The sequence below is a fragment of the Streptomyces sp. NPDC031365 genome (assembly GCF_055569765.1).
On record NZ_JBVIIM010000020.1, the window covers coordinates 122,776 to 147,570 of the forward strand.

At 71.1% G+C, this 24,795-nt stretch carries 18 protein-coding genes and 7 pseudogenes; 13 read left to right on the forward strand and 12 right to left on the reverse strand.

What is annotated here, in order from left to right:
• Positions 1 to 208: 208 nt before the first annotated feature.
• A complete protein-coding gene (locus ACZ5C2_RS26420; protein WP_468795768.1) occupies positions 209 to 607 on the reverse strand; it encodes a PIN domain-containing protein in 399 nt (132 codons plus the stop codon).
• A gap of 172 nt (positions 608 to 779) precedes the next feature.
• Here ACZ5C2_RS26420 and ACZ5C2_RS26425 point away from each other — a divergent pair, with 172 nt between their 5' ends.
• Positions 780 to 920 carry a hypothetical protein gene (locus ACZ5C2_RS26425; RefSeq protein ID WP_468795771.1) on the forward strand — a complete coding sequence of 47 codons (141 nt, stop codon included), beginning with the start codon at positions 780 to 782 and terminating at the stop codon, positions 918 to 920.
• Positions 921 to 1,298: 378 nt separating this feature from the next.
• Positions 1,299 to 4,577, forward strand: a complete 3,279-nt coding sequence (locus ACZ5C2_RS26430; protein ID WP_468795860.1) for a S8 family peptidase — start codon at positions 1,299 to 1,301, stop codon at positions 4,575 to 4,577.
• Here the strand turns inward: ACZ5C2_RS26430 and ACZ5C2_RS26435 are convergent.
• On the reverse strand, positions 4,546 to 4,959 hold the full coding sequence (locus ACZ5C2_RS26435) for a hypothetical protein (protein ID WP_468795774.1): 414 nt from the start codon (positions 4,957 to 4,959) through the stop codon (positions 4,546 to 4,548). The two genes, ACZ5C2_RS26430 and ACZ5C2_RS26435, sit on opposite strands and share 32 nt — an antisense overlap.
• A gap of 247 nt (positions 4,960 to 5,206) precedes the next feature.
• Between ACZ5C2_RS26435 and ACZ5C2_RS26440 the strand changes: the two genes are divergently transcribed.
• The gene (locus ACZ5C2_RS26440) at positions 5,207 to 5,953 is read left to right on the forward strand and encodes a TetR/AcrR family transcriptional regulator (protein WP_468795777.1); all 747 of its coding nucleotides are present in this window, start codon (positions 5,207 to 5,209) and stop codon (positions 5,951 to 5,953) included.
• Between the two features lie 191 nt (positions 5,954 to 6,144).
• Here ACZ5C2_RS26440 and ACZ5C2_RS26445 read toward each other — a convergent pair.
• Positions 6,145 to 6,252: pseudogene (locus ACZ5C2_RS26445) on the reverse strand (IS30 family transposase); the annotation flags it as partial.
• Between the two features lie 73 nt (positions 6,253 to 6,325).
• Between ACZ5C2_RS26445 and ACZ5C2_RS26450 the strand changes: the two are divergent.
• Both ACZ5C2_RS26450 and ACZ5C2_RS26455 read left to right on the forward strand, forming a co-directional pair.
• Entirely contained in the window at positions 6,326 to 6,619 is a 294-nt protein-coding gene (locus ACZ5C2_RS26450; RefSeq protein ID WP_451769867.1) for a type II toxin -antitoxin system TacA 1-like antitoxin, read from the forward strand.
• The gene (locus ACZ5C2_RS26455; protein WP_468795780.1) at positions 6,616 to 7,002 is read left to right on the forward strand and encodes a fic family toxin-antitoxin system, toxin component; all 387 of its coding nucleotides are present in this window, start codon (positions 6,616 to 6,618) and stop codon (positions 7,000 to 7,002) included. Before ACZ5C2_RS26450 ends, ACZ5C2_RS26455 begins: the two co-directional genes overlap by 4 nt.
• A 470-nt stretch (positions 7,003 to 7,472) precedes the next feature.
• Here ACZ5C2_RS26455 and ACZ5C2_RS26460 read toward each other — a convergent pair whose 3' ends face one another.
• Positions 7,473 to 10,289, reverse strand: a complete 2,817-nt coding sequence (locus tag ACZ5C2_RS26460) for a SpoIIE family protein phosphatase (RefSeq protein ID WP_468795783.1) — start codon at positions 10,287 to 10,289, stop codon at positions 7,473 to 7,475.
• Between the two features lie 419 nt (positions 10,290 to 10,708).
• On the opposite strand from ACZ5C2_RS26460, the gene ACZ5C2_RS26465 reads away from it, so the two are divergent.
• Together ACZ5C2_RS26465 and ACZ5C2_RS26470 are read left to right on the forward strand one after the other, a co-directional pair.
• The gene (locus tag ACZ5C2_RS26465; RefSeq protein WP_468795786.1) at positions 10,709 to 11,716 is read left to right on the forward strand and encodes a serine hydrolase domain-containing protein; all 1,008 of its coding nucleotides are present in this window, start codon (positions 10,709 to 10,711) and stop codon (positions 11,714 to 11,716) included.
• Positions 11,629 to 11,928: pseudogene (locus tag ACZ5C2_RS26470) on the forward strand (transposase family protein); the annotation flags it as partial. The gene ACZ5C2_RS26465 and the pseudogene ACZ5C2_RS26470, both read left to right, overlap by 88 nt.
• 100 nt (positions 11,929 to 12,028) lie before the next feature.
• On the opposite strand, the gene ACZ5C2_RS26475 reads toward ACZ5C2_RS26470, so the two are convergent.
• The 3 genes from ACZ5C2_RS26475 to ACZ5C2_RS26485 form a co-directional block, all read right to left on the reverse strand.
• Complete coding sequence (locus ACZ5C2_RS26475) at positions 12,029 to 12,325, reverse strand: hypothetical protein (RefSeq protein ID WP_468795789.1); 297 nt, start codon at positions 12,323 to 12,325, stop codon at positions 12,029 to 12,031.
• A gap of 145 nt (positions 12,326 to 12,470) precedes the next feature.
• Entirely contained in the window at positions 12,471 to 12,596 is a 126-nt protein-coding gene (locus ACZ5C2_RS26480) for a DEAD/DEAH box helicase family protein (protein WP_468795792.1), read from the reverse strand.
• 58 nt (positions 12,597 to 12,654) lie between these two features.
• Positions 12,655 to 13,245 carry an ankyrin repeat domain-containing protein gene (locus ACZ5C2_RS26485; protein ID WP_468795795.1) on the reverse strand — a complete coding sequence of 197 codons (591 nt, stop codon included), beginning with the start codon at positions 13,243 to 13,245 and terminating at the stop codon, positions 12,655 to 12,657.
• An 87-nt stretch (positions 13,246 to 13,332) separates the two neighbouring features.
• Here ACZ5C2_RS26485 and ACZ5C2_RS26490 point away from each other — a divergent pair.
• Positions 13,333 to 14,509 (forward strand): annotated as a pseudogene (locus tag ACZ5C2_RS26490) (hypothetical protein); the annotation flags it as partial.
• A gap of 83 nt (positions 14,510 to 14,592) precedes the next feature.
• On the opposite strand, the pseudogene ACZ5C2_RS26495 reads toward ACZ5C2_RS26490, so the two are convergent.
• A pseudogene (locus tag ACZ5C2_RS26495) lies at positions 14,593 to 14,927 on the reverse strand (SDR family NAD(P)-dependent oxidoreductase); the annotation flags it as partial.
• A gap of 76 nt (positions 14,928 to 15,003) precedes the next feature.
• Positions 15,004 to 15,285, reverse strand: a pseudogene (locus ACZ5C2_RS26500) (SDR family oxidoreductase); the annotation flags it as partial.
• Positions 15,286 to 15,805: 520 nt separating this feature from the next.
• On the opposite strand from ACZ5C2_RS26500, the pseudogene ACZ5C2_RS26505 reads away from it, so the two are divergent.
• Positions 15,806 to 15,975, forward strand: a pseudogene (locus tag ACZ5C2_RS26505) (darcynin family protein); the annotation flags it as partial.
• Here the strand turns inward: ACZ5C2_RS26505 and ACZ5C2_RS26510 are convergent.
• Entirely contained in the window at positions 15,950 to 17,518 is a 1,569-nt protein-coding gene (locus tag ACZ5C2_RS26510) for an FG-GAP-like repeat-containing protein (protein WP_468795798.1), read from the reverse strand. The pseudogene ACZ5C2_RS26505 and the gene ACZ5C2_RS26510 sit on opposite strands and share 26 nt — an antisense overlap.
• A gap of 590 nt (positions 17,519 to 18,108) precedes the next feature.
• Entirely contained in the window at positions 18,109 to 18,930 is an 822-nt protein-coding gene (locus ACZ5C2_RS26515; RefSeq protein ID WP_468795801.1) for a hypothetical protein, read from the reverse strand.
• Positions 18,931 to 20,383: 1,453 nt separating this feature from the next.
• Here ACZ5C2_RS26515 and ACZ5C2_RS26520 point away from each other — a divergent pair.
• Together ACZ5C2_RS26520 and ACZ5C2_RS26525 are read left to right on the forward strand one after the other, a co-directional pair.
• A pseudogene (locus tag ACZ5C2_RS26520) lies at positions 20,384 to 20,797 on the forward strand (PucR family transcriptional regulator); the annotation flags it as partial.
• A gap of 136 nt (positions 20,798 to 20,933) precedes the next feature.
• Positions 20,934 to 21,221, forward strand: coding sequence for a PucR family transcriptional regulator (locus ACZ5C2_RS26525; RefSeq protein ID WP_468795803.1), 288 nt, complete (start codon positions 20,934 to 20,936; stop codon positions 21,219 to 21,221).
• A gap of 11 nt (positions 21,222 to 21,232) precedes the next feature.
• On the opposite strand, the gene ACZ5C2_RS26530 is transcribed toward ACZ5C2_RS26525, so the two are convergent.
• Positions 21,233 to 22,183 carry a CPBP family intramembrane glutamic endopeptidase gene (locus tag ACZ5C2_RS26530; protein ID WP_468795806.1) on the reverse strand — a complete coding sequence of 317 codons (951 nt, stop codon included), beginning with the start codon at positions 22,181 to 22,183 and terminating at the stop codon, positions 21,233 to 21,235.
• 280 nt (positions 22,184 to 22,463) lie between these two features.
• Here ACZ5C2_RS26530 and ACZ5C2_RS26535 point away from each other — a divergent pair, with 280 nt between their 5' ends.
• Together ACZ5C2_RS26535 and efeB are read left to right on the forward strand one after the other, a co-directional pair.
• Positions 22,464 to 23,249, forward strand: a complete 786-nt coding sequence (locus tag ACZ5C2_RS26535; protein ID WP_468795809.1) for a hypothetical protein — start codon at positions 22,464 to 22,466, stop codon at positions 23,247 to 23,249.
• Between the two features lie 153 nt (positions 23,250 to 23,402).
• The gene (gene efeB, locus ACZ5C2_RS26540; protein WP_468795812.1) at positions 23,403 to 24,695 is read left to right on the forward strand and encodes an iron uptake transporter deferrochelatase/peroxidase subunit; all 1,293 of its coding nucleotides are present in this window, start codon (positions 23,403 to 23,405) and stop codon (positions 24,693 to 24,695) included.
• Positions 24,696 to 24,795: the final 100 nt, after the last annotated feature.

Consider the following 24,795-nt stretch of genomic DNA (forward strand, 5'->3'; position numbering starts at 1 on the left):
ACGGCGAGATCGACTGGGGCATCTCGGTGAACCCCACCAGTACGCGGCACTACCTGCGCATTGGTGAGGAGCAGCGGTAAGGCGTGAGGGACAGCTGCCCGTCCAGGACAGACGTCCAGCGACCGGGGCCTTCGCGGCTGTCAGACAGCGGCTGGTCAGGCCCGGGCAGACGCGAGGATCGTGTCGGTCTGCCGCCGGGGGGCGGCGGCTACTGGTCGGGGTGGACGGCTTGGACGCCGGTGCCCGCGTACGCCTTGGGCGTCAAGGTGAGCAGGTACCGTCCGGCGGGGTGGGCGGCGGAGGGGCGGGCGGTGTGGATGGCGTGGACGGCGGCCCAGGAGTGGCCGAAGCGCAGCAGTTCGGTGGCGGTGACCGCGGCGTCGGTGCCGAAGGCCTCGATGCGGATGAACCGCAGTCCCTTGACGTAGCCGAGCAGCCCGGGACGTTCGGCGTCGCCGGCGGTAAGGGACAGCACCGGCGCATACAGGTCCCCGAGTCCGCCGGAGGCCTGGACGTAGAACGCGGCGACCGCCTCGTTGAACGGGTCCTTCGGGTCGTACAAAGCTCCCGCGGTCGTGTGGTCCAGGACGACCGCGATCCCCGCCACTACGCGGCCGCCCGCGGACCGTGCGCGCTGCCGCCGAGGCGCTCCAGCAGCGCCCGGGCCTTCGCCTCGGCCTCCGGGCTCGGCGCGCTGCCGAGGGCGGAGGCGAGTTCGGAGCGGGCGAGTTCGGCCCGCTCCGCGTACTCCGCCTGCGTCGGCCCTGCACGTCTACACGGTGAATCAGGACTGCGCCGTCGTCGAGGACCGCGGCACGGTCGACGTCCCCGCCATCCGCGAGCCGCTGCCCCCGATGGGGCACCTGTACCCGCCCTGTGCCTGCCCGCGCTGCCGGGCCGGCGAGGCGGCCGCCTCCTGACGTCCCAGGGTCCGACACCGTGGACCGGCCGGGCTGCCCCCACAGGACCCGACCGACCGGCACCCCGGCCTCATACACATGCCCTCCCTCCAGGGTCCCTGAGCCGGTTCATCCCCAACCACGCGTTCCTGTAACGGAGTTCCGGCGGCGGTATTGCGGTCACCCGTCGGCTTCCGCACCCTTTCCGATTCCCCTTGAGGTCGCTCGGTCAGCCCCGGAAGACTGCATGTTCCGGAGGCGCGCAGGCGCGCACGAGATCGATTCCGCCGGGTGATGTGACCTTCCGTCCGGCGACTCCACGAGGGGGAGAACTTGCGCAGAAGAGTGAGACGACCATGCGCGGTCGCGGGAGCGGTCGCCGTGGCGCTCGCGGCGGGCATGACCGGCCCGGCGTCGGCGAACGGGGAGCGGACGACCGCCACTTCACAGGCGTCCTCGAAGACGAAGGCGGCCCCGAAGGCATCGGCGCTCCAGGACAGGCACCGGATCACGCTGATCACGGGTGATCGGGTCGTGGTGGACGCCAAGGGCGGCGTGGTCGGGCTGGAGCGGGCGAAGGGGCGGGAGCACATACCCGTCCATGTCCGCAGGACCGGCGGCCACACGCTGGTGATACCGGCGGACGCCGCCCGGCTGATCACGAGCGGCAAGGTCGACCAGCGGCTGTTCGACATCACCGAGTTGAACAAGTCCGCGACCCGCGGCTCCCAGAGGCGGGGCCCGAAGGTCATCGTCGGCTACAAGGGCGGCGCGAAGGCCGCCAAGGCCGAGGTGCGTGACGCGGGCACGGTCCGCCGGAGCCTGACGTCCCTGAACGTGGACGCGGTGCAGACCTCGCACGAGGACGCGACCGAGCTGTGGCAGGCGGTCACCAACGGTGACAAGGCCGCTTCCGGTGTCGCCCATGTGTGGCTGGACGGGGTCCGCAAGGCATCCCTCGACACGTCGGTGGGACAGATCGGCACGCCGAAGGCCTGGGCGGCCGGTTACGACGGCAAGGGCGTCAGGATCGCCGTGCTGGACACCGGCGTCGACGCCACCCACCCGGACCTGAAAGGCCAGGTGACCGCCTCCAAGAACTTCACCCCCGCGCCCACCGCCGGCGACAAGTACGGCCACGGCACACACGTCGCCTCCATCGCGGCCGGTACCGGCACCCGGTCCAAGGGCAGGTACAAGGGCGTCGCGCCCGGCGCGAAGATCCTCAACGGCAAGGTCCTGAACGACGACGGCTCCGGTGACGACTCCGGCATCCTCGCCGGGATGGAGTGGGCGGCCGCACAGGGCGCCGATGTGATCAACATGAGTCTGGGCGGCACCGACACGCCCGGCATCGACCCGCTGGAAGAGGCGGTCAACCGCCTCTCGGCCGAGAAGGGCGTCCTGTTCGCCATCGCGGCCGGCAACGAGGGCCCTCAGTCGATCGGCTCGCCCGGCAGCGCGGAAGCCGCTCTCACCGTCGGCGCCGTCGACGACAAGGACGCGCTCGCCGACTTCTCCTCCACCGGCCCCCGCGTCGGCGACGGCGGCCTGAAGCCGGACGTCACCGCACCCGGCGTGGACATCACGGCCGCCTCGGCGAAGGGCAACGCGATCGTCGGCGAGGTCGGCGAGAAGCCGGCGGGCTACATGACCATCTCGGGTACGTCGATGGCGACCCCGCATGTCGCGGGCGCGGCGGCGATCCTGAAGCAGCAGCACCCGCAGTGGAGGAACACCGAGCTGAAGAGCGCGCTCACCGGTTCCACCAAGGGTGGCGCGTACTCGCCGTTCGAGCAGGGTTCGGGCCGGGTCCAGGTCGACAAGGCCATCCGGCAGGCCGTGATCGCCGAACCCGCCTCGGTGGGCTTCGGTCTCCAGCAGTGGCCGCACACCGACGACAAGCCGGTCACCCGGCAACTCACCTACCGCAACTCCGGCACCGAGGACGTCACGCTCAAGCTGACGTCGACCGCCACCGGCCCCGAGGGCAAGGCGGCCCCAGCAGGCTTCTTCAAGCTGGGCGCCACCACGGTCACGGTCCCGGCCGGCGGCAAGGCCTCCGTGGACCTCACCGCCGACACCCGCCTCGGCGGCACGGTCGACGGCGCCTACTCGGCGTACGTGGTCGCCACGGGCGGCGGGCAGACCGTGCGCACGGCCGCCGCGGTGGAACGCGAGGTCCAGTCGTACGACGTGACGCTGAAGTTCCTCGACCGTGCCGGCCGGTCGACCGGCCAGTACTTCTCCGTGCTGACCGGCACCTCGGGCGCGGCCACGGGCAAGGTGTACGACTACCACGACCCCGACGGCACCCTCACCATGCGCGTGCCCAAGGGCGACTACGTGCTGGAGAGCAGCGTCTTCGTCATCTCGCCCGAGGGCGAAGCGGAGGGAATCGACTGGCTCGTCCAGCCGAAGCTGAGCGTCACCGGGAACACCACGGTCACGCTGGACGCCCGCAGGGCCAAGCCCGTGGACATCACCGTGCCGGACAAGAAGGCCACGCCGTTCGGTGCCTCGGTCGACTACAGCGTGAAGACGAAGGACTCGTCCTACGGCGGCGGCTGGCTGCTGGGGTCGTACGACCGCTTCCGCACCGCGCACCTGGGCCCGCGGCTCCCCGAGGGGGTACTCAGCCAGCAGTGGGACGCGCACTGGTACAAAGGCGACGAAGAGCAGTACGACACCGCCACCGTCTCCGGGGTGGACAGGCTCGCCACCGGCTACACCCGGCACTACAAGCCGAGTGACCTGGCCACGGTGAAGGTCGGCATGGGCGCGCCCGCCAAGGGCAAGACCGGTGTGATCGAGCCGCGGTTCGAGTTGCCCGGCGCCATCAGCAACTCGTTGATCGGTGTCCCGCAACGGCTGCCCGGGACCCACACCCTGCACCTGTCCACCTCGGGCGGGATCAAGTGGAACCTCGACTTCGCGCAGGAGGACCACCACCAGGAGGGCCCGCCGGACATCGACACCGTCTACCTCATCGGCGGGGGGAAGACCTTCAAGGGCGGCAAGACGTACAGGGAAACCGTGAACACGGCCGTCTTCGGCCCGAGTCTCACCAAGGACGACGGTGTCTTCCGCAACGGCAACAAGATCTACGGCTCCCTGTACCTCTTCTCGGACGGCAAGGGCCACGTCGGCGACTCGACAACCAGCTCGGCCGTCACCAGCCTCTACCGCAACGGCAAGAAGGCCGGTTCGTACGACGGCACGCCAAACGCCTTTGACGAGTTCCAGGTTCCTTCCGGTGACGCCTCGTACAAGCTGACCACGTCGGTCAAGCGGAGCGCCGAGGTCGCCGCCGCCTCCACGCGGATCGACGCGAGCTGGACCTTCCGTTCCAAGAAGACCGCCGGCCTCACGAAGCTGCCGGCCTCCATGGTCCGTTTCCTCGCGGCCACGGACCTGAACAGCACCGTACCGGCCGGCAAGAAGGCCACGATCCCCGTCAGTGTGGAGGGCGCCGCCCAGGGCAAGAACCTCAAGTCCCTGTCGGCGTACGTCTCCTACGACCACGGCAAGACCTGGAAGAAGACCGCGGTCAAGAAGGGGAAGATCACCGTCAAGAACCCGGCGAAGGGGAAGGCCGTCTCCTTCCGCGCCGAGGTCACGGACAAGAAGGGCAACAAGTCGACGGTCACGATCTACAACGCCTACTACGGCAAGTAGACGGTCCGCGAACCCAGGCACGGCCCGCCGGAAGCAGTGCTTCCGGCGGGCCTCTGACGGGGTGCCCGGCCGGGGCGGGGTTCGTCCGGGCCCGGAACACCTCGGCGCCGTAGGCGAGGGTGAGAAAGAAGACCGCGAACCGGACCGGGCTGAGCGAACTGAGGAACGGCGCTTCGGTGAGCGGCAGTCCGAAGCCGATCAGATAGATGATGATGATCGCGGGCATGGCGCGGAAGCCCCCGGTGTAGGCGGTCGCGAGCAGCCGCAGCAGGCGGCCGGCCAGCGGAACGTGGTGCCCGTGGAAGGCCGGTGCACCCCGCCGCTCCGGGCCCGTCTCCCCCGACGGATCTGAGGGGGTGGCACGTCGTTGGACGGACGGCACCGGGCCGTGTCCCGCGGAACCGCCACGGACCGCCCCGTATGCGGCGGCCGCCACTCCTGCCCGTCGCACCGCGACCGGCCGCGAACGGGCCCGCCCCGGAACTCGCCGCCCACCGGCGCCACCGCCAGGCCGCACCGCCACCGCGTACCGATGGCCGCAGCACTCGTTTCACCCCCACAGTGTCGAAATGATCTGGCGGCGCTCCTCTTCCTTGTCGGTGTGAAGAAACGGACATACGGTCGGGCTCATGACCGGAGATGCCCCTGCCACCGCCCCACTGTCCCTGCGTGAACGGCGTTGGGCCGTCGCCGTCAAGGAGATCCTGACCGCCGCCGAGAACCAGATCGCCCAGAACGGTCCGGCGGCGCTGTCCCTGAGGGCGGTCGCCCGGAGTCTCGGCATGACCGTGCAGGCCCTCTACCACTACTTCCCGAGCCGCGACGACCTCATCACCGCCCTCGTCACCAAGACGTACGAGGACCTGGTGGACGCCGTTCAGCACGCCGTCGACACAGCGCCGGAGGAACCCGGCACTCCCCGCCTGGTGGTCGCGGCCGAGGCCTACCGCCAGTGGGCGGTTGACCATCCGGAGCGGTTCCAACTCGCCTACGGGGCACCGTTGCGGCACTACGCGGCACCGGTGGAGGGCTCTTCCACCCTCGTTGTCCGCCGGATGAGCAGGATTTTCACCGAAGCACTGTTCAGCGGGTTCACCGCGGCGCGGCTCGCCGCCGCCGAGACTCCCGCCCTCTCGCCCGCGCTGAGGAATCACTTGGAGCAGTATCTGTCGCCGGACGCTCTCGGGGCTCTGCCGCCGCCCGCGGTGTGCCTCCTGCTGAGCGCTTGGGGCCACATGCACGGTCTTGTCGTCCTGGAGGTGTTCGGGCACACCACGTTCGTCGGCCCGCACCAGGCCGAGGTGTTCCGCATGTCGATGCAGTCCATGTTCGAGGACATCCGCCGCCGGGCAGCGGCCGGGGAACCGGCGCCGTAGCGCCACTCGCCACGGGCCACGGGCCGGTCACCACCGGAACCGACGTGCGCAGCCCCGGCCTCTCCCCCGAGCGGCTGCTGCCGTTACCCGTCCTCCCCTACCGGCAGGACGCACGGATCGCCAAACGGCTTCTGCCGTACGGGACTTCCCCCACTCCATTCGACTGAGCGGGCCCCGGGCTGCCCGGGGCGATCCAGGTCGGCCTGGCTGAACGTGCGGAGGCCGGCGGCCTTGGGGAGGTACTGCCGAAGCAGCCGGTTGGTGTTCTCGCCGGTGCCGCGTTGCCACCGGCTCCGCGGCTGCGGAGATAGATGACGACCGTGGACGGTCTCCCCCTGGCCCGCGCACGGTATCGCCGGTACCATCGGTACCATGTCGTATCACAAGGCCATGAACCTGCGGTTCCCCGATCCGGCCCAGCGCTCCGCAATCGAGGCGGCCGCCCGGCAGGAGGGCGTCAGCCTGCAGGAGTACATCCTGTCGGCCGCGTACGCCCGCGCCACCGCCGTCGAGGAGCGCTTCCTCGACGCCTTCCGGGAGTCGATGTCCCGCAGCGGCGTCGCGTTCGCGGAGGAGGCCGGTGCCACAGGTCCCGGTGAGCGGCAGCGGGGTGCGGAGATGGACGCGCGGCGAGACCTCGAAGAGGGGCGGGGTCACGCGGCGTGAGTGAGAACGAGCCGTTCCATCCGCTGGACGTGACCTTCCTGCTGCACGCGGCCGAGTTGCTGCCCGGCGATCCGCAGGTCGACGACTACGGCCCGCTGTACGCGGCGACCGCCCGGGTCAATGCACGCGCACTGGAACGGGACATCTACGGTTCCCTGTACCTGAAGGCCGGCGCGCTGCTCCAGACGCTGGCACGGCTGCCGTGTCTCGAGCACTCCCATGAGGCGTTCGCCTGGCACTCCACGGAGGCGTTCCTGGCCCTGAACGGGTGTCGGCTCGACTACCCGCCGAAGGAAGCCGTCGCCCTGGTGCGGGAGGCCGCCGCCGGCACCCTGGGCGTCGGACTTATCGGCCGCCGGCTGCGCGCATGGGGCGTTTCCTGACCGGTGGACGCGGCCGAGCCGTGCGCCCGTCGCGGTGCGGGGCGCGCGACCGGCCTCCTGTTCCCCCGCCCATCGGGCTCTGCTGCGACAGATCGCCACCGGCGAGCCGCCAAAGTGCCCCGTCTCCTGGCACCAAGTCCACCACGAAGGTCGTGGGGCAGTTCGGCCCGGGCGACTGGCGCCGCCGCGGGCACGACCAGGTCGTAAGGCACCCCCTGCGGGACGTGGGACGGATCTCCGCGTGCGGGTGCGCGGCACGAGCGCCGATGGAGGCCGAGCCGCTCGCCGACGGCCTGGAGAGCCCCTGGGATGGCCTGTGGTTCTGCTCCAGCCCTGTATTCGCCGAGGTCCGCCGACCCCACGGCCACCGGGACCTGCGCCGGCGCCGCGGATCGAGATGAGGGTGGGCGAACTCTCCTGACCCGGTGTGTGTTCGGCGGTGACGGCTGCCCTCGCCGTCCCCCGCACCGTCAAAACGAGTCGTCGAACTGTGCGAGGAGTGTGTCGGCGGTGATGTCGGCCGTGCCGTCGGCCGCCTCGGCATGCGGCGCCAGTTCGGCCCAGATGACTTTGCCGCCCGGCGTGTAGCGGGTGCCCCAGCGTTGTGCGTAGTGGGACACCAGGAACAGTCCCCGGCCACCCTCGTCGGTGGTCGCGGCTCTGCGTACCTGCGGGGATGTGCTTCCGGCGTCGGACACCTCGCAGGTCAGGGTCGCGTCGTACAGCAGACGCACTCCGATCGGCTCGGTCCCGTACCGGATCGCGTTCGTGAGCAGCTCGCTGAGGATCAGTTCCAGGGTGAAGGCCGCTTCCTGCAGGCCCCACTCCCCCAGTCGCCGGGCGCACTCCCGGCGCACACCCGCCACCGCCCGCGGGTCCGACGGCACGTCCCACTCCGCCACCTTCGACGGATCGAGCAACCGGGTGCCCGCCACCAGCAGCGCGATGTCGTCGGACGGGTGCTCCGGCAGCAACGCGTCGAGGACCATGTGGCACATCTCCTCGGGAGTACGGTCCGCCGCACCGCGCAACGCCCCGTACAGCAGCGCGAGTCCGCTGTCGATGTCCCGTTTCCTGTCCTCGATCAGCCCGTCGGTGTACAGCACCAGCTTCGAGCCCTCGGCCAGGCGCAGCTCCGCCGTCTCGAAGGGGATGCCGTTGAGCCCCAGTGGAGGGGAGACGGGCACCTGCGGACTGTCGACGGATCCGTCCGGACGCACCACCACCGGCGCCGGGTGCCCGGCCCGGGCCACCGTGCACGTCCCGGTCACCGCGTCGTAGACCGCGTAGAGGCATGTCGCCCCCGTCACCCCGTCGCCCTCGCCGTCGCGCGGCTCCTCGCCGGTCCTCTCGTCGGCGTCGATCCGGATCACCAGGTCGTCCAGGTAGGCCAGCAGTTCGTCCGGTGGCAGGTCGAGGGCGGAGAGGTTGTGCACGGCGGTCCGCAGCCGACCCATCGTCGCCGCCGCGTGCAGGCCGTGGCCAACGACATCGCCTACCACCAGTGCCACACGGCTGCCGGGCAGCGGGATGACGTCGAACCAGTCCCCTCCCACCCCCGCCTCCGCGGGCAGGTACCGCCATGCCGCCTCCAGGGCGTTCTGTTCCGGGACCCCCCTCGGCAGCAGGCTGCGCTGCAGTGCGACGGCCATCGCGTGCTCACGCGTGAATCGGCGGGCGTTGTCGAGGGCGACCGCCGCCCGTGCCGCCAGTTCCCCGGCGAATGACAGGTCGTCCTCCTCGAAGGCAGGTGCCTCCTCCGTGCGCCAGAAGTGCACCATGCCCAGCACCGCGCCACGCGCCCGCAGGGGCACCGTCACCAGCGACGGCAGACCGTACTCCGGCATCGCCCGCACCTGGTCCCGGTCCTGGCTCCGGTCCTGGTCCTGCCCCGGGCTGTGTTCCTGCTCCGTGAGCAGCGGACCGGCCACGTCGCGCAGGGCCGTCTCCACGACGGCCCGGCCCGACTCCAGCGCCCGGCCCGGTGCGGTCCCGGGTACGACCGTGATCAGCTTTCCCACCGGGGGAAGCCCCGTTACCCCCGGTGGGCCGCACACCGCCGTGCGACGCAGCGGTCCACCTGCCTCGGATGTCGGCTCCTGCCCCCGGGGCACCGCCTCCAGCAGGTCCACGGCCACGATGTCGGCGAACCGCGGCACCGCCACCTCGGACAGTTCCTCCGCTGTGCGGGTTACGTCCAGTGTCGTCCCGATCCGCATGCCGGCGTCGTACAGCAGCGTCAGCCGGGCCCGGGCGATCTGGGCCCGTCCCGAGACCGCGGCCAGTTCGGTGGTGTCCCGGAGGGTCGTCACGCTGCCGGGCTGCCCGCCACGGGGAGAGGTGATCCGTTTGTTCACCGCCAGCAGCCGGTCACCCGCCGGCCGCACCTCGTCCGTGACCGGCTCACCCGACACAAGCACTCCTTCCATGCCCTCGTCGAGTCCGAGCGAGCCGATCGGACGGCCCTCCACGCTCGCCGGCAGGTCCAGCAGCCGCCGGGCCTCGTCGTTGGCCAGCACCAGCCGTCCGTCGGCCCCTGTGATGAGCACGCCTTCCCGTACCGCGTGGAGCACCGCGTCGTGGTGGTCGTACATCCGCGCCAGCTCCACCGGGCCCAGACCGTGCGTCTGGCGGCGCAGCCTGCGCGCCACCAGTGCCGTCCCGGTCGTGGACACGGTGAACGCGACGGCGCCGGTGACGAGGATGATCGGCAGCTGGTTCGCGGCCATACTGGTCACGTTGCGGACCTTGAGCCCGGAGGACACCAGGCCGGTGACCGAGCCGTCGGGCCCGGTCACCGGCACCACCGCCTGGACGACGCGGCCCGAGGGAGTGTCGAGCGTCTCGACGAAGACCTCGCCGCGCAACGACGGCTCGATGTTTCCGACGAACTTCTTGCCGATCCGGTCCGGGATCGGGTTGGTGTATCGGATGCCGCGCGTGTCCATGACGGTGATGAAGTCGACCCCGCTCCTCTTCCTGACCGTCTCGGCCCGCGGTTGCAGGACCGCCGTCGGATCCGGGGAGTCCAGCGCCGCCTCCATGCCCGGAGCGTTGGCGAACGCCTCGGCCACGGCCACCGACTGCCGCCTGGCCTCCCTGGTGCTGTCCCGGTGAGCCTGCAGGATCAGCGCCGTCACCGCGGCCACGACCAGCAGCACCACGATCACGACCTGGAGGAGGAACACCTGCCCGGCGGCGCTGTGCGGACTCAGCAGGGCGCGCCGGCCCGTACCGGAAGCGGAGCCGGACGGCGCGTGCCGGATTCGGCGGAAGAGTGCCTTCATGATCATCCCTCGCCCGGCTCACGCGTCGAGGAGTGCCCCCCACGTGTGTACACCAGAGGCTTTTCAACCGCATTCTAATGGTTGGTGAAATATTTACCTTTGCGTCTGACCGGACGATGAGGTCGGGGCGTCCCTGGGCGCGAGCGGAGCGGGCGGGCGGTCCCGTCGCGGATAGACCGCCAGCGGTCGGCGACACCCCGGCCGGGCGACGTCGGGACGGCCGGGGTATCTGGACCGTACGCCGCCGCGACGGCTCAGTTGACGCGCTGCTCAGCGCTGCTCACTGAGAACCGGCCGCCTCCCCCTGTAGGACTGCACGGGCCCGCGGTCACCGACTTCGGGCGAAACTACGGAGTCGCGGCCCGGACTTTGTGTTCCGGCACGAATCCGTGCCGCCTGCGTACCCCTACGTTCACGGCATGTCGAAACTCAACGAGATTCACGGCTGGTGGGAGGAGCGGCTGCCCGCCCTTCTCGACCAGTACGGCGTGCCGGGCGCGGCGGTGGCCGTGGACCTGGGCGGGGAGGTCGTGGACCACGGCGCGGGGGTGCTGAATCTGTCGACCGGGGTGGAGGTCAATGCCGACGCCCTGTTCCAGATCGGCTCCATCACGAAGGTATGGACGGCGACCCTGGTGATGCAGCTCGCCGACGAGGGTCTGGTGGAGCTGGACGAGCCGGTGCGGGTGCGGCTGCCGGAGTTCCGGGTCGCCGACGAGTCCGCCTCCGCCGAGGTCACCGTGCGGCAGCTGCTCAACCACACCGCCGGGTTCGAGGGTGACATCTTCACCGACACCGGCAGGAACGACGACTGCGTGGAGAAATTCGTCGCCACCCTGGCCGACGTGCCCCAGCTCTTCTCCCCGGGCGAGCTGTTCTCCTACAACAACGCCGGCTACTGCGTGCTGGGCCGGCTGGTCGAGGTGGTGCGCGGCAAGCCGTTCGCCGTCTGTCTGCGCGACCACCTGTTCACCCCTCTGGGCCTCACCCACACCGCGCACGGGCCGGAGGAGGCGATCCTGCGCCGGACGGCGGTCGGACACATGCGGCCGTCACCCGAGGACGCCCTCGTGCCCGCCCCGGTGTGGGCGCTCGCCCCTTCGAACGCCCCTGCGGGCTCCATGCTCGCGATGCGCCCGCGGGACCTGCTGGTCTTCGCCCGGATGCACCTCGACGGCGGCACGGCGGCCGACGGCACGGTCGTCCTGCGGGACACCACGGCGAAGGCCATGCGGGAGCGGGAGGTGGAGCTTCCCCGGCTCGGGGTGATGGGCGACGCCTGGGGACTGGGCTGGGAGATCTTCGACGGCGCCGGCACCCCGTTGATCGGGCACGACGGCACCTGCGGGAAGCCGGCCTCGGAGCCATCGCCGACCTGGGCTTCATCGGCCTCGACGACAGCGGCCCCGACGCCGACCCAGCAGTAATCACCGGCTACAAGGCCGCACGCAACCGGCCCCTGACGCGAGGCCAGAAGCTGTCCAACACGGCACTGGCAGCCGTCCGGGCACCCGTCGAGCACGGCTTCGCCCACCTCAAGAACTGGCGCGTCCTTGGCAAGGTACGCACCGACCCCGCATGGGCGACCGCCCTGGTCCGGGCCTTGCTGGTCCTCACGAACCGCGAAGTCGCCCGATGACCGACGATCTTCACCAAAGTCACCCGCCAGCGACCAGCATGAGCATCCCGACGCCCACGCACACCAGACCCGCGACCAGCAACTTCAGCTAGCACACCTCTCACTGGTCGCGGTAGGACTGGGCGGCGGCCGGCCCGAGGCGGCGGGAGCGGGAGACCGGGTCGCGGGGGTTGAAGGAGGTCAGGTCCATCGCCTGGGCGATGCGTTCGGGGTGGACGGTGAAGTCGAAGTGCCGGCGGCGCTGGATGACGGTACTGGCCTCGCGGGGGAGGCGGTTGGTCTTGTCCGGGAGGCACTCGAGGATGCGGTGGTCGTGGCTGGCCAGGGCGCAGGCGATCGCCCAGACCGGTTCGTAAGGAGTGCCGAGGATGTTCTCGCTGTCGGTGCCGGGCGGCACGTAGACGGGGACGATCAGCGAGGCGGTCTTGCCGGAGACGTCCAGGCGCAGGGCGCGGCCGAGGGCCTGGACGCAGCGGATGACGCTGCGGGTGGGGTCGGCGTAGACGATCGCGTCGACGCTGGGATGTCGACGCCCTCGGCGATCAGGCGGGCGACACCAGCGTCTTGCCGGTGCCCGTCGCCGACACGAACAGCGCCCGCGTCCCCGCGCGCCGCAGATGCCGTGCCAGCCGCATGACGGCCTCGGCCTGGTCGGCAAAGAGCCGCACGGGCCGGGGCGGCCGGGGCGCGGCAGTTCCACCACAGTCATGGCAGCTCTTCTCTGAGTCAGTGGCTCCAGTACTCGCGGCGGGGCAGTTCGACCCACACATCGGGCGGTCCGGCCACGGCGCGCCTGTCGGCGGGGCGCAGGCCTGCGAAGGCGCAGGCGTAGGCGACGGCGTTGTGCTGGTAGAGGTAGGAGGCCAGCACCTCCGCGGAGGTGTCGTTCTCGTCCGGTCCTCCGCCGGGGTGCAGGTCGGAGCCCTCGATCGTTCCATGGCGGGCGATGCTGCCCTGGTTGCCGCTCTTGGGATTGGCGTAGAGGCCGTAGCAGAGGGTGTCGGCGGACAACCGGGCCAGCACGCCCGGCATCTGCGGTGCATACCCCCAGGGCTGGGTGACCACGCAGCCGCCCGGAACGGACGTCACGCCGACGATGTGCAGGCTCTCGTCCATGTCGTACGCGTAGGGGTCCTCCAGCAGCTCGTCGATGAGTTCGCCGTGTGCCGGTGTCGCCTGAGGACGGCGCACCGCCTCGGCCGCGTCGATGCCCGCCACACAGGCCAGGCCCGTGCCGTCGTAGTAGAACTCGCCCAATGCCGTGGTGAGGCGATGGGCCTCCTGCGCTGCCGTCCGCTCGGTGTCGCTCAGGGACACCCCTTCCGGTACCGGGAACAGCTCGGGCGTCGGTCCGGCCAGGCTCAGCCGCCCCGGCGACCAGCCGCCGAGCGACGGCCGCCGGGGATCGGCCCCGGCGGCGAGTGCCCGTGCGTTGGCCGGCTTGCGGGACAGGACGGCTTCCCACAGTGCCGTCACCCCGTTCTCCAGCGCGTCCACGTCAGCAACCCGGCGGGCAAGTTCCGTAACAGCCTCCGGGGAGCCGGACACCGCTGTCCGGTGCAGGTGCCTGCTCCCGTTCCCCAGAGCACCGGCGCCCCGCAGGAGGACACGGGCACCGCAGCGCCCGCAGTGCAGGCGCGGTTCACGGGCGGGGCAGCGGAAGCTACTGCCACGGCGGAGGCCGAGGAGCCCGCGGCCGCTCTCCCAGCGCCCGTTCCACGCGGCAGCGACACAGCGGCCGGTGCCGCGTGCCGAGCGGGCACCGCAGAGCTCACGGCGCCCCACTGCGAGGAAGGCCGCCCCGGCGAACACCCCCGCGCCCGGCGGTGCCTCGCGCCCGGTCCGCTGCTCGTCCTCGACGCCGACACCGAGCGGCAGGTGACCGGCTACGGCGTCGGCGGTCTGATCCTGGACGTGCCCGCCAAGTCGCTGCCTGCTCTGGTGGAGTGGACGCTCACCGAGGCGCGGCTGGGGTCGGAGAAGCTGCACGGCTCGGGAAAGGACGGCGACCCGCTGCTGGTGCTCACCGAGGCGGCGTGCGAGCGCTACGGCCTGCCCGCCGCCTTGTCCGAGGCCGAGCGCCCGCCGGGCGGCTGCCGGAAGGACACAAGGTCATCAAGCAGCTTGAGCGCGCCGACTGGCAGCTCACCAAGCTCGGGCTGGGGCCGTGGGCGGGGATCTACCGTCCCGCCCACGGCAGCCGCCGCCAGTGCGTACAGCTGTGCATCCTCTCCTGGCGCACCCTGGACGACCGCTCCTGGGGCCACGCCGCCCAGTTGCCGCCGCCTGAGCTCGCCCGGGTGCTGGGCGTGTATGGGCCCGGGTGATGACGCCGGTCGGCTCAACGGCCGTGACGGGGCTGCAGCTGATGACCGCGCTCAACCCGCCGACCCGCGCCAGCGAGCCCGACGCCGGCGGCAAGCGGCACCGTGAGCACCGGCCCGGGTCACTGGGCACAGAGCCGGTAGACCCGGCGCCGTGCGAGGCGATCGACGGACACCCCGTCCTGGCCCATCTGCCCCGCTTCCACGTGCGCGGCCCCGGCGAGCGGCTGTTCGAGGAGGCCTACGACTGGGCGCGGATGCGGGCGATCTCGTCGGAGACGAAGGAGGCATCGGCACCTTCGGGAGCCGGCGCGGCGTCGTACAGGGCGGCGAGTTGCTAGGTGGTGAAGGCCTCGGTGGAGGCCGGTGACCATGTGACCGGCATTGTGGATGAGGACGTCGATACGGCCGTGCTCGCCGAGGATCCGGCTGATCGCGGTGTCGACCGAGTCCTGCGAGGAGACGTCGAGTTCGATGGAGCGCAGGGTCGACGTCGTGCTCCTTGCTGTACGCGGAAGCGGCTTCGGCCTGCGGGGCGTTGCGGGTGGCGGTCTGGCGCATTCCGGCGTAGACGGTGTGGCCGGCGTAGACGGTGTGGCCGGCGTCGGCGAGGGCGCGGGCGGTGAGAGCGCCGAATCCGCTGGAGGCACCGGTGATGACGACGATGCTGCTCATGATCTCTGTCTCCCGGGTTTGTGAGGGGTCTGGCCCGAGTCGCCGCCGGCGACGACGGCCGTTGAGTGCGTCGGGTTCAGGCGATGCCGCCGTTGGCGTAGAGGACCTGGCCGTTGATCCAGCGGGCAGAGCCGGCGAGGAAGGCCACCGCCTCGGCGATGTCCTCCGGGGTGCCCAGACGCTCGAGCGGTGCTGCCTTGGACAGCTTGTCGATCGTGGCCTCGTCCTTGCCCTCGAGGAACAGCGGCGTGGCGGTCGGGCCCGGCGCCACGGCATTGACAGTGATGTCCTTGCCCCGCAACTCGCGGGCCAGGACGAGCGTCATGGCCGCGACCGCGCCCTTGCTCGCCACATAGGCGACAGTGAACCGGCCCTCAGCCGCGGCGCGGCCGGCGTACTCGGCCAGTTGTCGGCCGCTTTCGCACTGACCGGGCTCAGAAGGGCGCGGACGTAGGCACGCACGTGGCGTCGAAGGTCAGTGTGACCGTGGTCATGAGGGTGACCACTTGTGCCGGCTCGGTGGCCGCGACGCGGCTGAATGCCTCCTTGTTCGCCAGGCCGCCGATGAGCGCCGCCTCCGCCCCGCCGCGCCCGGTTCGGTGACCGGCGGACCGACGATCCCTTGAGGCGGATCTTCGAAGTGCTGCCGGCGCTGAGTTCGTATCGGCGGACGGGCCGCGTCCCGAAGCCGGAGGAGTTCCCGTCATTGACTTCCTGGTCAGCGCAGCCTGTACCCAGGAGTCCGCACCCGCCGGAACGCCACCGCACGCCCTCGCCGAGGAGGCGATCACCACCAGGACGATCGCCGAGGCCGTGGGCCGCTACCTCGGCATCCCGGTCGTCTCGATCGCCCCCGAGGACGCGGGCGCGCACTTCGGCTGCGCGAACCCCCTTCCCGGGACCGCTGCTTCGAAGTCGTCGACCTCCTCGTTGGCACGGAGAACGGATACGCCCGCACGTACGGCATCGACCCGCCGCGACCATCACGACCCGATCCGTGCGACGCGGTGGTCAGAAGGGGTCTAGCGGGCGATCCCCTCACCCATGAGGAGCTCGTCCGTTTCCCCGGGGCCGGCGAAGGTGTCGTCGTACAGGCGGGTGACGCCTTGTCGCGAGGGTCCGTCGGCGGTGCCCGGCAACAGCCACGCGGCCCCGGGGACCTCCGCGTCCCCGGGGGCGGTCACCACCAGGTCGGCCCGGTGGTCGCCGTCCATGTCAGTGAGGCGCACGGCCTGCCCGAAGTCGTGGTGTCCGTTCGGCACGCCATGCACGTCGCGTTCGTCGAAGGCTCGGGCTCCGCGGCCGGTCAGGCCCGTCTTCCCGCCCGGGAAGAACAACACCTCCTCCGGGCCCGGCTTCGCGTAGGCCCCTGCGCGAGGTGCTCCGGCTACGACGTCCGCGTAACCGTCGCCGTTGACATCCCCGGTGTCGATGGAGACGAAGACGCCGTCCTCGTCATGCGGTTGCTCGCCGGGCACGCCCGGGGTGTCACGGTCGAGGGTCGTGGTCCTGGTTCCCGGTCCGGACTCCGTGCCGTACACGACCGTCACCGCGCTGCGGCTCACCCCACCGCCGCGAGGGCTGATGACCAGGTCGCCAAAGCCGTCCCCGTCCACATCGCCGACCGCGCCCGCGGCGGCGTCGGGCAGGCTCACTCCGTCCGGCTGGGTGAAGCCGTCCCGGCCACCCTTCAGGTAGCTCGCCGGCCAGTGCAACTCGGACTCGGGGACGGTCTCCGGGCCCGTGTCGTCGTGGTGGAAGGCCACCAGGTCGTCGATGCCGTCGCCGTTGAGGTCCCCGGCGACGAGCGCCTGATAGGCCGCTTCGTCACCGGTCTCGTCGGGTATGCGGGGCGCGGGCACCCTGCCCGTGCCGGCGGGCGACCCGTCGCGCCGGAACGGGCCCTTCAGCAGGCCCCGTTCGGAACCGAGCCCGAAGACGAGGTCGGCCTGCCCGTCGCCGTCGAAGTCACCGGCGGCGAGGTGCTCCTCCAGGATCGGGTCGCGGGCCCCGGGCACATGACTGCCGTCCGTCCCCGGCACCCGGGCGGCATGCGACAGCCCTTGTGCGGAGCCCCACATGATGATCACATGAGGGCCGTCCATCTCGAACACGGCGGCGGCGAGGTCGGTGTAGCCGTCGTCGTCGAAGTCGCGGGCCACCGCGTCCGATCCGAACAGTGCCTCGTCTCGGGTCTTTCCAGGAATCGCGGGGTCATCCTGTGTGAGGTACTGGCACCGGCCCAGCCCCGTTCCGGCGCCGGTGCCGTACGCCACCGACACGCTCCCGGCGAGGGCGCCGTCCCCGGCGTCCCCGCCCGGGCCGGTCAGTGCCACGTCGGGGTGAGCGTCGCCGTCGAAGTCGGCAGCGGCCGCGACACCGGCCGGAGCCGGGCGGTCCGTCGCTGCCCCGGTCGTCGGCGCGGTGCCGTGTGCGGCGGTCCGGCACGCGTGGGGTGCGGTGATGTCGCCGGCCTCGCCACCGCCAAGGACGGCACCCACCACCACCGCCACCGCCACGACCGCGGCACCGCCGCCGATCATCCACTTCCGTTCACCGCCACGTCCCCGCACCAGCCGCTCCTCCGTCACCGACCCCTGGTACCACCAAGAACGTGTCGGACGGCCCGCGCGGTTCCGATCACCGGGCCAACGGCGGCGGCAGCCGGCTGGGGCGCCGCGACCTCGCACGTGACCTACGCCGGCAACAAGGTGGCAGCCAGCACCGTCGGAATGGACAAAGACGCGAAGTCGCCCGATGACCGACGATCTTCAGCAAAGTCACCCGCCAGCGACCAGCATGAGCATCCCGACGCCCACGCACACCAGGCCCGCGACCAGCAACTTCAGCTAGCACACCTCTCATTGAAGACGAGTGGCGGATCGGCGCGACGCCCTCCCGGACGGGAGATGCCCAGCGCCAAGTGTTGGGGGGGGGGGTTGGACGTGCCGCAGCAGGCCGCACAGCACCTCCTCACCGCAGAGCTTCCCGGAAGCCGCGGGGCCAGGGGCCCAGGAGGCACCGCCGCGCAAACCGCGCCGGACCATTCCTCGCCGCACGGCCACTGCCGCGGCGGTGACCGTGCGGCGAGGACATGCCGGAGACCGGCACACACGATACCGGGTATGCCCGCTGATGACCTCACACCGGGAAGATCCGGCACCCCACGGCGAGGTCACACTCATGGATTCCAGAACATCGTGACCTCCACCAGGTCGAAGCGCCTGGCGGCCAGCGCTCCCCTCCGGATCGCCCAGTGGAGGGACAGGCCCTCCCTGCCCTCGATGCCGGGATGCCACTCGGCCAGCAGCACCCAGTCCCTCAGGTCCCCGGTCTCATCCGCATGAATCGCAACCGACTCCACGGGATTCGTGTCCATGGATGCGTGCTTGGGGTGCCCACCCACCTGCACCCACCCGCCAGCAGGGAAGCCACTGGCACACACGTCCAACAGCGCGTCGTGAACGTTGTCGTAGGGAGCCCAAGGAAGCTCCTCACTGCGCCAGCCCTGTGCCGTGGCCACCGCCTTGCAGCTGTGGAACGGCAGGGACACATCTGCGGTCAGGCGCAGGTCACCCTGCCAGAACGCCTCGTGTATCTCCCGCCAGTCCTCCAGTCCGTTCTCTTCGGAGAAGTCGTGAATCCCCGCGCGTTCCTCGACGGTTGCGCCCTCGGGCACGTACATGACGTCGCCTCCGGCATCCGGGTCGGGGAACCCGAAGAGCAGGAGACGGCCGTCGGGCGGCAGCGGGAGTCCGGTCACCTCTTCGGCCAGGTCGGCACAATTGAGCGAGGCGACGAGGGGAAACTCGGGGTTCGGGGCACCAGGGGGGAGGAGGAGGGGACCACCATAGCGGCCCACGGTCGGTCCGGCGCCGCTCAGGGTCAGGGTCGCGCAGGGGAGGGCGGCGTCCGTCCACTGTTCCACGACGGCGGCGGGGACCTGCTCCGCCGTCAGCTCCGCACGATACCGACTCAGTCTGTTCAGCACCTCAGGCCTCATGCGGGAACCCTATCGAGCCCATCCCTTCTCTCCACTCGGTGCGCAGCAGAGTCCCGGGCAAGAACGGATGGTGCCTGCTTCTCTCAACTGACTCCGGACGCGGTCCGCGGCTCGGCCGACCGCGCTCTGTGCGCCGGTGCCGCCTGGCTGTTGTCGTCCTCCCGGGGGTGGCCCGTGGACACGCCTGGTAACGACGGCGTTCAACGGGGCTGCTCACGCCGTTCCCTCAACTCCGTCACGGCCCCCCTGAGCCGCAACAACATGGTCGCTTGACGGAGTTCCGGCGGCGCGGTGAAGGCCACCTATCGACCTCCGCATGTTTTCCGGCTGCCCTTGAAGGGCTGATCAGTGCCGGGAGACTTCCTCCCAGGGCGCGCAGGCGTGCCCCGCAACCACTTGGGCCGGGGACATGACATGGGCACCGCGGTTCGGTGGTACAGCTGCCGTGGGTGCACCCCTGAGCAGCCCTGTCTCCCTCACGTGCGGCGCTGCGTATCGGCCCGAATGGTGATCACCGCCCGTTGCAAGAGCGTGGCCGACACCTTCCACATGCCGTACTCATACCTGCAGTCTCCGTCCATCCGGTCGACAGATGTGGTGCCCTCGTCGCTGTGACTCGGGAGGCACCGGTTCCATGAACGCACGCGCCCACGGTGGCCTGGCCAGGGTTCTGCACCACCTCGGGGCCACCTTGCTCGACGTCGCACATGGCGGGGCACGCGACACCGCGGTCATCGCCGGCGGCGTCGTCATCCACGACCCCGTGGACGACTCGGCGCCGCCGCCGCACGCCCTGGTACTCGGCGTCGGCCTGCACGATCCGGACGACATCGCCAGGCTGCTCGAGGAGCTGGGGCGCCGGCAGGCCGTCGCCCTGGTGGTGCGGGCCCCCGTACCGGCAGACGCCAGGGTGGCGGCGGCGGCCGAGGCGTCCGGTGTCGGGCTCCTCGGTCTGACCCGCGGGGCGTCCTGGGTGCAGGTGGCCGCCATGCTGCGGGCGGTCCTCTCCGAGGGCGACATCGGCGGGGACGGTCCGGAGACCTTGGGCGGCACACTCTCCGGTGACCTGTTCGCGCTCGCCAACTCGATCGCCGCGCTGATCGACGCGCCCGTGACCATCGAGGACCGCCACTCACGGGTGCTGGCCTTCTCAGGACAGCAGGACAGAGCCGACGCCTCCCGGGCCGAGACAATCCTCGGCCGCCAGGTTCCCGAACGGTTCTGGCGTCAGCTCACCACCCGCGGCATCTTCCGCGAGCTCTACCGCAGCGACGGGCTGGTGCACATCCCGCCGATGCCGGACGGACTGGACGGCACCACTGTGCCGCGGGTCGCGGTCGCCGTCCGCGCCGGGGAGGAGTTCGTCGGTTCGATCTGGGCCGCCGTGCGCGAGCCCCTCAGTCCGGGACGGTCCCAGGCGCTGTGCGACTCGGCCAGGATCGTCGCCCTCCACATGCTCCGGCTGCGGGCCGGCGCCGACGTGGAGCGCAGACTGCGGGCGGATCTGGTGAGCACTGCCCTCGAGGGAGGGGCGGGTGCCCGGGAGGCACTGAGCAGGCTGGGCCTGTCCGGCCGGCCCGTCGTGGTGCTGGCCCTCGCGCTGCGCGACGACACCGGCGAGGGGCCGGTCACCGGGGCACAGGCAGGGCTCACGTCCGAGCGGGAGCGCCTGGCCGACGCCTTCGCGATGCACCTGGCGGCGGTGCATCCGCACTGCGCCGCCGCGCTGCTCGGCGACACCGCCTACGGCCTGGTCCCCGCACAGCAGGACGGCGGGGCCGGTGAGGAGCGTGCGATGCGGATCGCCGCGGACTTTCTCGACCGGGTGGTGACGCGCACCGCGGCGGTGATCGGCGTGGGCCCGACGGGTGCGGACGCCGTCGGACTCGCCCATGCGCGCTCGGACGCCGATCGCGCGCTACGAGTGCTCCGTGTCCGGGCGTCCGAACGCCGGGTCGCCCGGCTCGCCGACGTACGGGTCGAGGCCCTGCTCTGTGACCTGCGTGACCTCGTGGCGGCGCGGGGCGACGAACCCGACGGTCTGGATCACGAGGCTGGCCGCCTACGACCAGCGGCGCCGTGCGAACCTCGTCGAGACGCTGCGCGCGTGGCTCGACGCCTTCGGCGACATCACCGAGGCTGCGGCCGCGGTCCACGTCCACCCGAACACCTTCCGCTACCGCCTGCGCCGCCTCACCGAGGTTGGTGGCATCGACCTGGACGACCCCGAGGCGCGCTTCGCCGCGATGCTCCACCTCCGTCTGCTCCCCCTGCCACTCATCTCACCGTGAGCACAGGCGGGTCACCGCCGGGCCCACCGGGGCCCCGTCATGCCGCCGACGGCCTCCGGCGGGCAGCCGAGCCGGCCCCGGGTCGCCACCAGGAGAACGACGGCCACGACGACCGAGCTGACCAGGAAGGCGTGGTCGGTGTACCGGAACGACAGCGACGGGAACATGTCGGACCATGCGACCGAGAAGAAGTTGTTGACGCTGGTGTGCAGCACCATGGCCAGCAGCAGGCTCTGACCCGTGTGGTTGAAGACCCAGGTCATCACGAAGCTGAACGCGATGGTGATGGCCAGGAACTCCACCGGCTTGCTCCAGGAGACGTCCGGCCAGCCGCCCCACTCGCTCAGGAAGAGCGGCAGGTGCCACACGCCCCACAGCGGGCCGAGAACGAGGGTGCCGCCCACGGGGCCGTACTTGTGCTGGAGACGCGGCATGGCGAAGTCGCGCCAGCCGGGCTCCTCGGCGAGGCCGGTGGTCAGTATCTGCAGGATCAGACCGGGTACGTACGCGGCCAGCAGCACCGCACTCGGCATCCCGGGAAGCTGACCGGACAGCAGGACCGTGGTGAGGGTGAGCACCGCGGGAACCGCGATCGCGATGCCCACATACCAGCTCCAGCCGATCCGCCACTTGGTCATCCGCCCGAGCCAGGCCCGCAGGCCGGGGCGGCCGTCGGCGACAACGGTCACCACCAGGGCGGACAGCACCGGTCCGAGGTAGGCACCGGGGATGACCCCCAGGAGCTGGCTGGTGCCGAGCACGGAGGGAAAGGTGAAGTGGAGGACGCCCAGGCCGTTCTCGGACAGGATGTACGGCGTCCAGGCCACCCAGCTCAGCACGAACGCGAGGCAGAAGAACCAGGTCAGCGGGAAGCGCCGGACATGACCGCGCAGGCCGCCGCCGGGCGGCGGGCCGTGGTGCGCCGGTGGAGCGATGGTGCGGAGGGGCGCCTGATGGCTCATCCCCGTGTCCTCTCGGAGTGCCTGATGCGATGGGTCCAGCACATCAGCGGACGGCTCGCGAATCACTGCGCCGGGCACCCCGAACGCCGGTACAGCAGGCTGTACCGCTCACCGGCAGAGGGCCGGACCCGCGCATGTGGGCTCGTCACCAGATCGTCACAGGAGTGTTGTGGGGCGACGGCAGGACGTGACCTGAGGACCCCGGCAGGCCTCCTGTGGATCACAGGGCGGGCACCGCACACCGACGGGCCCGCCGCCCTCACTTCGAAAGGCCGTCCCCATGATGAGCCATCACCTGCGCAACGCCGTCGTCGCCGTCACCGCCCTCACCGCTGGACTGCTGATGACGGCATGTCAGGGCGATGCCGGCGCCACCTCGTCCGGCAAGGACACGGCGGTCGTGGGGAAGGCGGCGGACGCGAAGAACACCAAGGGCGTGAACGGCTCGTTCAAGGGCGGCACGGTCACCTTCCTCGCCCCGGGCAAGTACATGGTGTCCGTGCCGGGCCAGGGTGACCAGCAGTTCCTGGTCGCCGGCGACACCGAGGTGTACGGCGTCGGCACCATCTGCGGCGAGGCGGGCGTCAAGGCCGACGCGCCGTGCACACTGGACGACTTGGAGTCGGCCACCCGGAAGGGCGCAGTGAACGCCGACGTGGAGGTCGAGGACGGCATCGCCACGCAGGTGACCGAACGGCGCAGCGCCCAGCCGGACTCCGGCTCCGGCTCCGGCACGGAGAAGGGTTCGGACTCCCGTGAGACCGTCAACGAGGGCGTCGACAAGGGCAAGGGCGTCAGCGGCACCTGGTTCGGCGAGGTCCGCCACCTGGCTCCGGGCAAGTACACCATCTCCGACCTGAAGGGTGTGGAGCAGCAGTTCCTCGTCGCCGAGGACACGGAGATCTGGGGGTACGGCGACATCTGCGGAAGCACGGACACCGGAGAGGGCGGCGAGGGCGGCATCGAGTGCACCGAGGGCGAGTTGGAGAAGGCCGCGAAGCAGGGCCTCACCGCGGAGGTCGTCATCGACAACGGCATCGCGACCAAGATCACCGATGACCACTGAGCCGCACCGGACCGTGGTGTGACGCGGGCCTCTCCCCCACTGGTTCAACACGCCCGCACCGGTCGGCGTATCCCCCAATGAACGTCGTCTCATGCGCACACGGTCGTACTCGCCAGGCGGGCCGCCGGGAACGCAGATTGGTTGGCCCGCGTCATGTCCGAACAGACACCGTCCGTGGATCCGGAGAGCCGTTTCCGGCGTCCCGCCCTTCCGGTTCGTGTGAAGGGCGCGTCGGGTGTGTCGCGCCGGCGGCTGCTCGGCACGGCCGGTGCCACCGGAATCCTGCTCGGTGCGGCGGGCGGGGTGGCGGGGCATTCCGCCGCCGCACCCGGGCACGTCACTCCCCTGACCTCGCTCGGTTCGGACCGGTCGCCGTTCCACGGGACCTATCAGTCCGGCATCACCAGTGAACTCCAGTCCTGCGGCCACCTCCTCGCGTTCGACCTGGCGGCCGGAGCGGGCCGCAGGGAGGCCGCCGCGCTGATGCGCCGGTGGTCGGCGGCGGCCGCACGGCTCATGGCGGGCGAGCCGGCCGCGGACGGGAACACCGAGGTGGCCCGGGACGCGGGCCCCTCCTCCCTGACGGTCACCTTCGGTTTCGGCGGCTCCTTCTTCGACCGGACAGAGCTGCAACGTCGACGGCCCCGCGCGCTGGACCCGCTGCCCGACTTCTCCTCGGACCGGCTCGACAAGGCCCGCAGCGACGGCGACGTGTGGGTGCAGATCGGCGCGAACGACGCGCTGGTCGCCTTCAACGCCATGCGCGTCATCCAGCGGAAAGCGGGTTCCGCCGCCCGGGTGCGCTGGCAGATGAACGGCTTCAACCGCTCCCCCGGTGCCACCGCCCACCCCATGACGGCCCGCAACCTGATGGGCCAGATCGACGGCACCCGCAACCCCCGTCCCGGCGAAGAGAACTTCGAGGGGAGTGTCTTCGTTCCCGCCGACGGCGAGCCGGACTGGATGGCGAACGGCTCCTACGTCGTCGTACGCCGCATCCGCATGCTGCTCGACGACTGGGAGAAGCTGCCGCGCGGGGACCAGGAGAAGGTCATCGGGCGGCGCAGGTCCGATGGCGCGCCCTTGACCGGAGGCACCGAGACCAGTGCCATGGAACTGGAGAAGACCGACGCCCGGGGGAATCTCGTCGTCCCCATCGACGCCCACGCCCGGGTCAGCCGGCCCGACTACAACCAGGGAGCGACCATCCTGCGCCGTCTGTTCTCCTACCACGACGGCTACGACAAGGACGGTACGCCGGACGCGGGCATGCTGTTCGTCTGCTGGCAGGCGGACCCCTTGCGCGGCTTCATACCGGTGCAGCGCCATCTGGACCGCGGCGACGCGCTGTCGCAGTACATCCGGCACGAGGCGAGCGGCCTGTACGCGGTCCCGGGCGGGGCGGCGGACGGCGAGTACGTGGGCCAACGCCTGCTGGAGAGCTGAGCACGGCCCGCCGCACCACCCCGCGGCCGCGTGCGGCGGCATGGGCGCACGGTGACCGTCGGGACCGGGTCGCGGGTGCCGGGGACGGGCCGGCGCGGTC

What these genes read in the sequence shown, in the direction of transcription:
- ACZ5C2_RS26430 (WP_468795860.1), top strand. Translation starts at nt 1,299, where the DNA reads ATGACCGGCCCGGCGTCGGCGAACGGGGAGCGGACGACCGCCACTTCA.
- ACZ5C2_RS26440 (WP_468795777.1), top strand. Translation starts at nt 5,207, where the DNA reads ATGACCGGAGATGCCCCTGCCACCGCCCCACTGTCCCTGCGTGAACGG.
- ACZ5C2_RS26450 (WP_451769867.1), top strand. Translation starts at nt 6,326, where the DNA reads ATGTCGTATCACAAGGCCATGAACCTGCGGTTCCCCGATCCGGCCCAG.
- ACZ5C2_RS26460 (WP_468795783.1), bottom strand. Translation starts at nt 10,289, where the DNA reads ATGAAGGCACTCTTCCGCCGAATCCGGCACGCGCCGTCCGGCTCCGCT.
- ACZ5C2_RS26465 (WP_468795786.1), top strand. Translation starts at nt 10,709, where the DNA reads ATGTCGAAACTCAACGAGATTCACGGCTGGTGGGAGGAGCGGCTGCCC.
- ACZ5C2_RS26515 (WP_468795801.1), bottom strand. Translation starts at nt 18,930, where the DNA reads ATGAGGCCTGAGGTGCTGAACAGACTGAGTCGGTATCGTGCGGAGCTG.
- ACZ5C2_RS26530 (WP_468795806.1), bottom strand. Translation starts at nt 22,183, where the DNA reads ATGAGCCATCAGGCGCCCCTCCGCACCATCGCTCCACCGGCGCACCAC.
- ACZ5C2_RS26535 (WP_468795809.1), top strand. Translation starts at nt 22,464, where the DNA reads ATGATGAGCCATCACCTGCGCAACGCCGTCGTCGCCGTCACCGCCCTC.
- efeB (WP_468795812.1), top strand. Translation starts at nt 23,403, where the DNA reads ATGTCCGAACAGACACCGTCCGTGGATCCGGAGAGCCGTTTCCGGCGT.